The sequence below is a fragment of the Paraburkholderia sp. genome (assembly GCF_035501035.1).
Taxonomy (GTDB): Bacteria; Pseudomonadota; Gammaproteobacteria; order Burkholderiales; family Burkholderiaceae; genus Paraburkholderia.
This window is the reverse complement of sequence record NZ_DATJWR010000337.1, coordinates 1-11,462: the sequence shown is the minus strand read 5'-3', so window position 1 is coordinate 11,462 and position 11,462 is coordinate 1. Positions and strand designations below refer to the sequence as shown.

8 protein-coding genes and 2 pseudogenes are annotated in these 11,462 nt (G+C 61.0%); 7 read left to right on the top strand and 3 right to left on the bottom strand.

The annotated features are described in order from the left end of the window. Nucleotides 1–27: 27 nt before the first annotated feature. Nucleotides 28–1,290: an ROK family transcriptional regulator gene (locus tag VMJ11_RS25015; protein WP_325622797.1), complete on the bottom strand. Its 1,263-nt coding sequence runs from the start codon at nt 1,288–1,290 to the stop codon at nt 28–30. 540 nt (nt 1,291–1,830) lie between these two features. Between VMJ11_RS25015 and VMJ11_RS25010 the strand changes: the two genes are divergently transcribed. The 4 genes from VMJ11_RS25010 to VMJ11_RS24990 all read left to right on the top strand — a co-directional run bounded on the left by VMJ11_RS25010 (nt 1,831) and on the right by VMJ11_RS24990 (nt 6,029). After that, nucleotides 1,831–2,139 (top strand): DUF4148 domain-containing protein, encoded by a 309-nt coding sequence (locus VMJ11_RS25010; protein WP_325622795.1) that lies wholly within the window; start codon nt 1,831–1,833, stop codon nt 2,137–2,139. Nucleotides 2,140–2,307: 168 nt separating this feature from the next. Next, nucleotides 2,308–2,799, top strand: a complete 492-nt coding sequence (locus VMJ11_RS25005) for a YbaK/EbsC family protein (protein WP_325622793.1) — start codon at nt 2,308–2,310, stop codon at nt 2,797–2,799. Nucleotides 2,800–3,983: 1,184 nt separating this feature from the next. Then, nucleotides 3,984–5,435, top strand: a complete 1,452-nt coding sequence (gene nhaC / locus VMJ11_RS24995; protein ID WP_325622791.1) for a Na+/H+ antiporter NhaC — start codon at nt 3,984–3,986, stop codon at nt 5,433–5,435. Between the two features lie 108 nt (nt 5,436–5,543). Further along, a complete protein-coding gene (locus VMJ11_RS24990; protein WP_325622789.1) occupies nt 5,544–6,029 on the top strand; it encodes a cupin domain-containing protein in 486 nt (161 codons plus the stop codon). Nucleotides 6,030–6,182: 153 nt separating this feature from the next. Here VMJ11_RS24990 and VMJ11_RS24985 read toward each other — a convergent pair whose 3' ends face one another. Further along, the gene (locus VMJ11_RS24985; protein WP_325622799.1) at nt 6,183–6,494 is read right to left on the bottom strand and encodes a DUF4148 domain-containing protein; all 312 of its coding nucleotides are present in this window, start codon (nt 6,492–6,494) and stop codon (nt 6,183–6,185) included. 1,014 nt (nt 6,495–7,508) lie between these two features. Here VMJ11_RS24985 and VMJ11_RS24980 point away from each other — a divergent pair. Together VMJ11_RS24980 and VMJ11_RS24975 are read left to right on the top strand one after the other, a co-directional pair. Beyond that, nucleotides 7,509–7,737, top strand: a pseudogene (locus VMJ11_RS24980) (PAAR domain-containing protein). A gap of 7 nt (nt 7,738–7,744) precedes the next feature. After that, entirely contained in the window at nt 7,745–8,089 is a 345-nt protein-coding gene (locus VMJ11_RS24975) for a hypothetical protein (protein WP_325622787.1), read from the top strand. A gap of 497 nt (nt 8,090–8,586) precedes the next feature. Here VMJ11_RS24975 and VMJ11_RS24970 read toward each other — a convergent pair whose 3' ends face one another. Beyond that, nucleotides 8,587–10,266 carry an AMP-binding protein gene (locus VMJ11_RS24970; protein WP_325622785.1) on the bottom strand — a complete coding sequence of 560 codons (1,680 nt, stop codon included), beginning with the start codon at nt 10,264–10,266 and terminating at the stop codon, nt 8,587–8,589. 448 nt (nt 10,267–10,714) lie between these two features. Between VMJ11_RS24970 and VMJ11_RS24965 the strand changes: the two are divergent. Next, a pseudogene (locus tag VMJ11_RS24965) lies at nt 10,715–11,462 on the top strand (hypothetical protein); the annotation flags it as partial.

Sequence of the window (11,462 nt, the reverse complement as noted above, 5' to 3'; positions counted from 1 at the left end):
CGCATTTCCAGCAGCGGGGGCGTGGACTCAGAGGGCGACATGGCTCTCCTCCTGCGCTTGTGCGTAAGTTTGTGCGCCGGCGCCCATGAGGATGCCCGCGCGCGGCGAAAAGTTGAAGAACATGGGGAGCGTGGCCGCGCCGAGCGCCCCCGCATCGGGACCGAAGGTGCCGCGCACCAGCGCGGGCGTGCCGCGCGCCTCGGGGGCGGTGGCCGCCACCGCGAGGCGCAGGCGCTGCATGAGTGTGTCGATGAGGCCCGCGTCCACGTCGGCGTCGAGCACCACGACCGGCACGTCGAGCACGCACAGCGCCGCGCGCAGCGCGGGCGCGAGTGCGTCGATGCAGTCGTCGAGCCATTCCTGCACGCCGGGGTGGCTGCGCGCGATGCAGGCTTCGAGGTCGGCACGGCTGTCGATCGTCTCGCCGCAATACTGCAAGTGGCGGCGCAGTGCGATGAGCGAGGCGCGGGAAAGCAGGATGTCCCATTGGCCGGGCGGCTTGTGCGCCGAAGGCAGGCGACTGGGCGGCACGGGCATCACCGCGAAATCACCCGCGTTGCCGGTGAGGCCGCGCACGCAGTCGCCGTTAATGGCAATGCCGCCGCCGATCGCCGGGCCAAGAAAGAGGTAAATGAAATCGTCGCGCTGGCGTCCGCATCCGTAGAAGATCTCGGCGATGGCGGCGGCGTTGCCGTCGTTCTCGCTGAACACGGGCAGCACCGTAGCGCGGGCGAGCTCGCCCGCGAAATCCACGTCGTTCCACACGCGGAACGTGTTGGCGGGCAGGCCCAGCTCGCTCAGCCAGCTGCCGAGGTTGTACGGCTGTGCCACGCCGATGCCGGCGAGGCGGCTGCGTTCCTCGGTAGTTAGCAAACCTAATAGTTCGCCGATGTCACGCTGAACGATTTCTTGTGCGACGGCAGGCTGCGGCAGCAGCATGTCGTGCGAGCGGCGCCCGATCATCTGGCCGGCAAAGTCGACGAGCACGGTTTCGATGTTGGTCCGGTCGAGCCGTACGCCGATCGCGAACGCACCGCGCGGAGAAAGGCGCAGCAGCGACGCAGGCTGGCCGCGCTGGCCGTCGAGGCGGCGACCGCTCATCTCGATCAGGCCGTTGGCCGTGAGCGACGTGATGATGCTGCCCACCGCCGTGCTGGTGAGATTCGCCAGACGGGCGAGATCGGCCTTCGACGCCTCACCCGCTCGCCGCAGCGCCTGCAGCAGCAGGCGCTCGTTGAAACGGCGGACGTTGGCGGAATTGCTGCCCTGACCGACATGTGGACTTCTCACGTGTCTCCTCCTGAAAAGTGGCACAAAAGATGGCTCTGAATGGCACACAAGCTGGCAATTAATTACAAAATGCCTTCAAGGTGACTCCGTCGCAAAATTCAGCTGTACCGTGCAACCGCGACTCGACTTAACTAAATCAAGTTGATTTATTTAAGTTCTGCCACGTGCTGATGTCAAGGAGGCAGTCATGCTGCAATGTGCCAAACGAAATCGGTTGGATGGGGTTGAGGCCCTACTGCCACGGGCTTAGACGGCATGGTCGGGTACAGCGACTGCTGTGCCCAGCTCGGGGTAAATCCCGAGAACATGAACGTCTTGTTTGTGTCGAGCATTTGCTCATTTTCAGAACATGTGATCGAACAAAACGAATAACCGCCTCGGGCGGCACACAAAGCGACATTGATGTTGGGTAAGCGAAAGGTTGGATGACGGCGGGAGCTATTTCAACAGCCTCCTAAGGCAGAATGAATGCGGAAATCACTCACGAACGGCGGCATCGCACTGCTAGCGTGGCGCCAATCAGACGCGTGGAGATGCGCCGTGGAAAGCCTCCCGAAAAAATGCTCGACGCTGATTGCGTTGGCGTTCCTGCTGACTGGATGCGCCGCCGGCGGCGTGCCACAAAGCGGGCCACATCTGAGCCCAACGGAGTGCCGTGACCTGGCTGCCCTTAGACGCAACACGTCTCCGACGATGGCGCAACACCGCAGCGAGCTCGCTGCACTGAGGAAAGCGGGTTACAACCCGTCACCATGGGACGACCCATACTACCCAGAGGATCTACAGGCGGCGCAGCGTCTGGTCGGCTATTGGTTCGACACGGAGTGCCAGCAGTTGCAACCCAGGTGAGAAAGCTGTGTTCGTTGCACTCATTGGCGACCACCTGGAGTCCCGCTGCCAGGTCTTGTACTGCGGATTCATGGCGGCGGTGCCGGCGTGCTATTTGAGCGCGGGTGAACTATTCTGAGGGGATTACCGGGGCTGGTTTTCTTCTACGCATTCGACAGGAGGTGTGCCATGTCGATGTCGACCACTCTGCAGGAGCGCCTGCGCAGCAAGGGCTCACGCTACGAAATCGTGCGCCACCCATATAGTCATTCGAGCATGGAAAGCGCTGCTGCGGCGCACATCCCGGGCGACCGTCTTGCGAAAACAGTGCTGCTCGAGGACGAGCACGGCTATGTGGCCGTCGTGCTGCCCTCAACCTATGCCGTGCAATTGTCCGAGCTTTGGAACAAGACAGGGCGCAGGCTCACCCTTGCTACGGAAGCCGAACTGCGCGAGCTCTTCAAGGACTGTGATGTAGGGGCATTGCCGCCGATTTGCGCGGCGTATGGCATGAAAACCTACCTTGAGGCGAACCTGGCCGGCCAACCGGACGTCTACTTCGAGGCGGGCGATCACGAAGAACTGGTTCACATGGAGGCGGACCAGTTTCTGGCGCTGATGGACGACGCGGAGCGTGCCCACTTCGCAAGGCGCATGCGAGGGATGAGTGGAACCGCGTGAGTGAGCGGAGCGAGGCCTGCGGGCGCAGCAAATGTCGAAGTACCAGTGAAACTCCCACGTACGCAGGCAGATAGTGAGCGGCGCCTTCCACTGCGAGAAGCAGGGAGGCCGCGAAACTTGCCGTGTCCCGGGATGTTGAGCGCGTCGTGCTGATGTGGTCTTCGAATGCAAGCGCGGCGCGCACGTCGGCGCGGCGCATCACCGCTTCAAAGATACATGCGTGTTCGCGATGCACGTCGCGTTGCGAGTCTTCGACGCCGAAGCATACTAGTCGGTGGCGTTCACTGTCGTGCTCGTTATAGCCAAACGAGGCTTGTTCAGGCAGGCGTGATGCTGATTAGCCATTAGCCATATCGCGCCGGGCAATCGCGCTCTCGCACCGTCCTCATGGGGCACAAGCGCCTCGTGAACAGAGGCGGTGGCAGCGGAGACGATCTCTGCTGGCTGAGTAACCGCCGCACAATCGCGGCTGCTCTCGCAATCGTGCTGGCGCCTACTGGCGATGTGGTCGCCAGAAAACGACTCATTGCCGATTCCGGCAGCCATGATACGAACGTCGTTTGAGCCCGAGGAAGCACTGTGGTTTGGGCTTTCGGACCCATATTCTTCTACCGTACCCCGTCGAGCACGATAAAGGTCTCGTCCGTATCAGCGTGTTTGTGCCAGACGAATTCGCCTTCGATCTTGACGACCTTGAACTCCCACTTCTTCGAGCGTGACCCAATCGCCTTGCATTTGCCGCGCGCAGCGAGGCATGCAGGTTGAGAACCTGATCCCGAACGAGAATCCTGCCTGCTTGCCGGAGATAACGTGAATCCGATGGAGGATGAAGGCAGTGGTTGTTGTACGGGGCTGTGATTTTCGCCGTCTTCCCGGCAGGGTGGAGCGCAGGAGCGGCGGTGTGATTGGCAAAGGCGCGGTTGAGGCGGACCGTGCGCGGCGGTGTCCATGCAGCCCGATTTGCAAACATCGGGCACAGGCATGCGGTGTCTAGTGCGTTGCCACCTGATTGGATGTACCGATATGACGGCGCGGCAGCAGGGAGCCGTGAGCGGTGCAGCTATGGGTGCCGCGGGCGGCGCGGCTGGTAATATCAGAGGAGGCCGCCAGTAATTGCTACACGGGATTTGCGCTGTGCGACTCAACATGCGGAAATTACCAAAAGAGCGCGAGGAGTATCGCGTATGAAGAGGCCCGCGTCACCCCAGCCGGTCACGATGATTGAAGCATTCATCCCGGTTGTCAGCCTGATCGTTCTGGTCGCCTTGTCTTACTACCTGTTCGGTGATGCGGGCGCCGGCGGTCCGAATCAGGTGGCGCTCGTCGTCGCGGCGATGATTGCCGTGTTCATCGGCTGGCGTCGCGGGCATTCGTTGGCCTCCCTCGGCGAAGCAGCAAGTGCGAGCGTCAGCGCAGGAATCGGCGCAATCTTCATTCTTTTCGCCGTGGGCGCACTGGTCGGCACCTGGGCGCTCAGTGGCACCATCGTCGCCATGGTGTACTACGGATTGCAACTGCTCAGCCCGAATTACTTCTACGTTACCGCGGCCGCGATCTGCGCCGTCGTATCGCTTAGCATCGGTAGCTCGTGGACTGTCGTCGGCACGATCGGCATCGGCCTCATGGGCATCGCGCAAAACATGGGACTCAACCCCGCTATTGCAGCCGGCGCCGTCATCTCCGGGGCGTATTTCGGCGACAAGTCCTCACCGCTTTCGGATTCGGCGAACCTTGCCGCTGCAGCGGCCGGCATCGGCCTTTATCATCACATCCGCGAAACGTTCCTGACTTCCGCCGTCGCGATTCTGATCACGCTCGGTGTGTTCTTCATACTCGGCCGTCCTGGGGATTTCGACGCCAGCGCCAAGATGGCCGCCATGCAGGGCGCGTTCCATATCTCTCCGGTGCTGTTCCTGCCGCTCATTCTCGTGATCGTCCTCGCGGCATTGAGATTGCCGCCGTTCACGACCATCTTTCTCGGCGCCATCGCGGGCGGCCTGCTCGCAGTATTAGTCGCCCCTGACCGCGTGCTCGCATTCGCCGCCGCGAAGGAGGGCGTGCCCACGTGGATTGCGCTCGTGAAAGGCATATGGCTCGCACTGGCGAGCGGCTATAAGGCGATGACAGGTAACCCCACGCTCGACGTGCTGGTTTCGCGCGGCGGCATGGACAGCATGCTGAATACGATCTGGCTGATCATCACCGCACTCGCCTTCGGCGGCGTCGTCGAAAAATGCGGGGTGATCGAGCGCCTGGTCTCGCCGGTCATCGCGATGGCGAAGAGCGCTGGCGCCCTCGTTGCATCGCTCGTCGTAGCCGTAATTGCAACGAACATCGTCACAGCCGATCAGTACATTGCCGTCGTGCTACCGGCACGGATGTTCAAGGACGCATTCGCACGGCGCGGGCTCGCACCGGTCGTGCTGTCGCGCGCGGTGGGCGATTCGGCGACACCGACTGGCGCGTTGATCCCCTGGAACAGCTGCGGCGCCTACATGGCGGCGACGCTCGGCGTGACGACCCTCAGTTATCTACCCTACGCCGTGTTCTGCTTCGTGAGCCCGCTCCTCACTATCATCATCGCGTACGCGGGTATCCGGATGCCGCGTCTTCCGAAAGCGCCAGGAGTGGTCTAAGCCAATTACAAGGGCTTCCCCATTGAGCGCAAGCACGCGCCATCTGCCTTTAGCTCTCACATAACGCCGGCAACCCGTAGAGCGATACTCAACTCATCTCATTCCACCATGAATGCAATTGAAATCTACGCGGGACAACTGGGTATCCGATACCTCATCGATGGTTCGAAGAGCGAAAGCATGGGCATGTTTGAGCTCACAGTACCACCGGGCTCCAACGTCCCGCCACCGCATAGCCACTCCAGGAACGAAGAGATCGTTTACGTTTTGGAGGGCACCTTGCGCTATACCGTGGGTTCGGAAACGCGAGATCTTGTGCCGGGGCAGAGCATGCACACGCCGATGGGCGCTGTTCATGGATTCTGCAATCCGTTCTCCACGCCTGCACGAGCACTGATTATTCTGTCGCCGGACATCGGAGCGCAGTATTTCGAGGAAGTCGCTGCTGTCGTCAACCAGAGCGGTCCGCCGGACAAGTCCGCGTTGATCGCGGTCATGAGCCGGTACGGGCTTGTGCCGGCCCTCAAAGTGCCGCTTAACAAGGAAAAGTCCTCATACGGGGCCGGCGAAGACGAAAAAGATCCAGACCGATGAGGTCTGGATGAAACCATCGGGGACAGGACCCCGTGGTGGAGGTATCAATGCAAAAACTGGCTCGCTCCGGGCTTGATCGAGGGAGCGGCCAGTTTCTCAAGCGAGAAGGGTGCGACTGCCACGCCTCTTCGGAAAATTCACTAACTCGGCAGATTACTGGCCGAAGTAGACCGGCTTCATGCCGTCGTAGGCAGGGCGCGCGGCAAGAGGGCCGCCTGAGGCACTCGAGCTGTTCGCGACGCCGCCAACCGCGCTGTTTTGCGCGCCAACCTTGGCTTCTGCAGCAAGGACGTCGTCGGGGTAATGCGGATCGTCGCCGCGAGCCGGGCTGTAGCCGGCTTTTTCGATCTGCACCAGTTCGGCGCGAACCTGCGCACGGGTAATCGGCGCATTCGACTGGGCGAACGATGCGACCGGAGCAGCGATGGCAACAGCAAGCGTGATGGCCTGGATAAGGGATTTCATGATTACAACCTCCATTGAGCTTTGGTATTCGATGCGGCCCATTGCCGCTACCGATGCCCAAAGTCTAGGCGTTTCATGATCCCAGGGTTAACCATTATTTTCGGGAATTACTCTTTCATCACGCGGAAAGATCTGCCTTGCCCGCCCATCGCACATAAGTAGGGTCTGTTGTCTCGCGTCTCGCTCGCCGACACGTGAGGGGCACCCGCTGGCGGCAGCCGTGCGCCCGCTTGCGGGCCTCTCATATGCGTTGGCACGCCTCGCGTGGACCCGGGCGGTGCGTGCCGGTTGCCAATCAATTCCGCCTCAATGATGCCGACGTGAGCCGCGGCCGTATGGCGATCGACGCCGCACCGCTGCGCGAGGCTGACCGTCGTCTCCTCCGTGCGCATCAAGGCATTAGCCATGATCGCAGAGCGCAACCGGCCGTTGGCAGCGTGCTGCAAGTAGCGGCGCGACGTGCGCGAGCACCACGCGCATCGCGTCCGACCATTCGGAATTTGGGGTAGCTGAACGCGCAGCAGCGCGCCCCGCAGTTGCATTTCAGCGAGTGCGGCGCGTAGGCCAGCACGAGCAATGCGCGCGATAGCGGCGAGAGGCAATCGAGCTGGCGACGGATGCGCGGCCTGCGCGGTCGCGTCCGTTCCCGTGAACTTCTATGCGGACGGTACGCCCTGATGCAGCACGGCGAGCGAAGACAGGCCGCCGCGCTCCACGGCGTGACGTAAGGCATCGCGTAGTGCAGCGGCAGGACTGGGATAAAGATCGCGCACGGGTCAGAAAGCGAATGGCGGAAATGAAAAAACGCGCTCGCGCGGGTTCAGTTTCAGGACAGATTTCGAGCAGATATCAAAGATGGATAAATCGAATCAATATGCATTATCCAGTCCGATTTCCTTAATTTACTTCCTTGTGCGCCGCAAAAAACGTTCAACGATTTCCGGTTTTGGTGCGCGTCTCCTTGTGCATGATGATCTGAAAGGTGATTTCGTGAAAGACGTACAAGGCCGGGACATGGCCCGGCTCGGCGATTCAACTGACCACGGCGGAAAGGTAATCCAGGCTGCCGACAACCTGACACATTTGGGAATACGTGCGGCGCTCGACGGGCATCTCGCTGAATGCCCGAAGTGTGGCGGAAACCTATCCCATCATCGCGACGGGCGCGCGGACCCATAACGGCGTGCGCGTGGCTTATATCGGCGACAGGACCGCGTGCGGAGCCACGCTAGTCAAGGCGTGAGGTATCCATGACCTGGAACATGCAAACCCGCAGCATGACATTCAGCGGTTTCCAGCTTCCGCAGATTGTCGGCGTCATGCCGACCGGCGAGGAACTTGGCGAGCCGATGCTGACTGTGCGCAGCGTCAAGGGCCGCGAAGCGATTGGCGAACTGTTTGAGTATGTGGTTCTTGCGCAGGTCGAGAATCCCGACCTCCTGCAAACCCTGCCGATGCCGCACCGATTGACCTTGCTGGGATCATCGGTACTACATGGGGCCGCGCCTGCGCAACAGTCTGGTGCCGCTACGCGAGGAATACAGGGATCAGAACAGCCCGATAGGCCGGAAAATCGAAATCTACGCGCCCGCTGAATTCGCGCAGCCGCTCGCGCGCAAGACATTTTCGGATGCGAACGTTCACATTGATGCGCAAACGGATAGCGTCGAATTCATCGCGTGAAAAGCACTCGAACTGATAAGCACATCTGAATGGATCAACCTGAAAGCAAATCACGGGGTGCGTATCAATGGCGGCGGTTCGATACTCTCAACACGGACAGCCACTTGATTAAGAATGATAGTTACCGCCGCTGTGCCGTGGACTCCAGAAGTAAGATGAGAAAATCTCAAACCGAATTGAAACGACAGCTGCGCACGTTCGGGGAGAACAATGCCGAGGAATAGGCAGGGTTCCATGATGTGCAGTCCTAAGTGGGGGGGGCGTCATGCATTGTTGACGATTTGTACTGTGATGTCGACCGGCCACTCCTGGCCGACTACCGCCCGACGTGGTCGGCCGTAAGGCAATTTCCTTCCTTTTCCGTCGGTCTGCACAACCTCATTTCGGTCATCAGACCTGGGCAGTGGCGTCAAATCCGATTCACGAGGCGGTCTCGCAATTGTCGCCGCAGCACTTTGCCGACCGGTGTTTTCGGCAGATCGTTCACGAAGACCACTTGCTTTGGCACTTTGTAAGCGGCCAGGCTCGTCCGCGCAAACTCGATCACTTCCGACTCGGTCAGCCCCGTTTCCTTTTTCACCACGAAGGCGACGGGGGCCTCGCCGGATTGTGAATCGGCCACGCCAACCACCGCGACCTCCAGAATGCCCGGATGTCGAAAGAGCACGCCCTCCACCTCGTTCGGGTAGACGTTGAAACCGGAGACCAGAATCATGTCCTTCTTGCGGTCGACAATCCTGATCACGCCGCGCTCGTCCATGATCCCAATATCGCCGGTCGCGAAAAAGCCATCATCGCCGATCACACGCGCCGTTTCCTCCGGCCGGTTGAAGTAGCCTTGCATGACGACGGGCCCAGCGACGCAGATTTCACCCGGCATACCGGTGCGTACGGCCGAGCCGCTTTCATCGCGGATTTCAATGCGGATGGAAGGCAGCGGCACACCGATCGTACCCTCGAAGGCCGTAAGCGTGACGGGATTGGCCGTCAGCGCGCCTGCGGCTTCCGACAGCCCATAGACTTCCAGCACGGGGCTGCGAGTGAGCTTCTGCCAGCGCTCGGCAACTGCAGGCTGGGTCGCGGTACCGCCCCCGAAGGTGTTGCGCAATGCCGAGAAGTCGAGCGCGCCGAAGTCCTGGTTGTTCATCAGCGCCGTAAATAGCGTGTTAAGGCCGCCAACGAAGGTTGGCCGGTGCTTTTCAAAATCCTTCACGAGAGAGGGAATATCGCGCGGGTTCATCACCAGAACGGAGCGGTTTCCCATATGGAACGAGACCAGGCATTGGCACACCAGGGCCGCTACGTGGTACAGGGGCAGCGCGACGAGCGAGATTTCGCCGCTCGCCCGGAACGCCGGCTTCATCCAGGCCGCAAACATCAGCACATTCGCGAGCACGTTGCCATGTGTCAACACGGCCCCTTTGGGCTCGCCGGTAGTGCCGCCGGTGTATTGCAGGAACGCTCTTGTCTCGCGGCTCAGCGCCGGCCTGTTGAGGTCTGCGGCCGGGCGCGCGGTCATGGCGGTCCTGAAAGCGATCGCACCGGCGATCGTCCAGTCCGGGACGAGCTTTTTCTTTTTTCGAACGACGTAGTCGACAAGGATGGATTTCGGGAAGTTCTGCATCTCCGCCACGCGCGCGACGATAACGTGCTCAATGGCGACATGGACGAGCGCCTGCTCGACAGTGGCCGCGGAAACCTCCATGACCACGATCGCACGCGCACCGGAATCCCTGATCAAATTTGCCAGTTCCGGCGCGGTGTAGAGTGGGTTGACGTTGACCACGGTGAGCCCGGCCCGGAGTGCGGCAAACATTGCGATGGGGTGTTGCAGGGAGTTCGGCAACATTAGCGCGATGCGGTCCCCGAGTTTCAGCCCGAGGTCTTTCTGGAAATAGGCGGCGAGGCGCGCGGAGTTCTCGTCTAGTTGGCGATATGTGAGATCCACTCCGAACTGATGAAAGGCGACCCTGTTGCCGAAGCGTGCGACGGCCTGTTCCAGGAGGTCAGCCATTGAGGGGTAGTCATCGAGGCTGATGTTCGCCGCAACGCCGGCGGGATATTGTGAAAGCCAGGGCAGGTATGACATTTCGTCCTCCGCTGCGGACTGCTTCGACGGTTACCGCCTCCAGATCGACCCGATGCCTTCCAGCGAGGCTTTTCACCGTTGTACGGAAGGCGTCACCATCGCACCTTCATGCATCGCATCGAACATCAAAAACGATACTTCTGCGAAGACTGGAATTCGCGACCCATTGTCGATAACGACAATGGCATTACGCGATCTGGTTCGCGTGGTACGCCGGACGAGCCCCAAATTTGGACTCCCAGCGTATTCTCGCTACGGCATCCCAAGTGTGCTGTAGCGCACATATGCGCATGGTGGGGTGCGTGTTCTTGAACGAACGTCCGTTGTTCTACCGCAGTGGCCGCTTGAATGCCCATCTTTAGGCGACGGCGAAAGGCTGAAGATGGCCGAACTCTGCCCTGACACGATCGGCTCAGCACGACCCGCAGCGGTCCTTCGATCCACTCCTTTGGCCCAGGCCGCTCTCGGGAGGAGAGCCGTCATTGGCTACACGCGTGCGACGAGGGCTCAAGAACGCGTGTGGCATGCCGTACTCGCGGGTGACATCAGCGGCGCAGCTGTTGGTCTCCACCACAACAATGGACATCATGAGAATAGCCACGCGTTTCATTTCGCTCGTTGCGAGCGCTTCTGTCATCGCCTTGAGCGGTTGCGGCAGCGGAGCTTCCAGTTCGGGTTCGGGCGCCGGCACGGCCGGACCGTCAGCGCCGCGTCGGTCATGGCAGGGACGGTCGCGGTTGGCGCGCCGATGCTCAACGCGACCGTCACCATCCTCGGCGCGAGCGGACAGAGCGTCAGCGCCAGCGCCGATGCGGTGAACGGGACGTTGAGCGAATCGGGCTCGGAACTCGCGATCGTTTTGCGCAAGGGCACCTCCACGTGGGCCTTGCTGGGCCAGGAGAACCCTTATGGCATCACTGTCGGAGCGGCGGTGGAACGCACGCTCTCCGTGAACGCCGCGCAGCCGCAGCCGACCTATACGCGCAACATCGCGATCGACATCCCGACGAGCGTTCCCTTGGGCGTGATGGCGCCACACGCGGCAAAGGTGTATGTGCACGACAATGCGGGCGACGGCGGCTGGGACACCTCCGCGCCGATCGCGACGTTGAGCGATAGCGGCTGCACCGGCCAGCAGAGCCTAACGATCACGGGCAACGTGTGCGGCGGCGAGTGGCTTTCGCTCGACAGCTTCA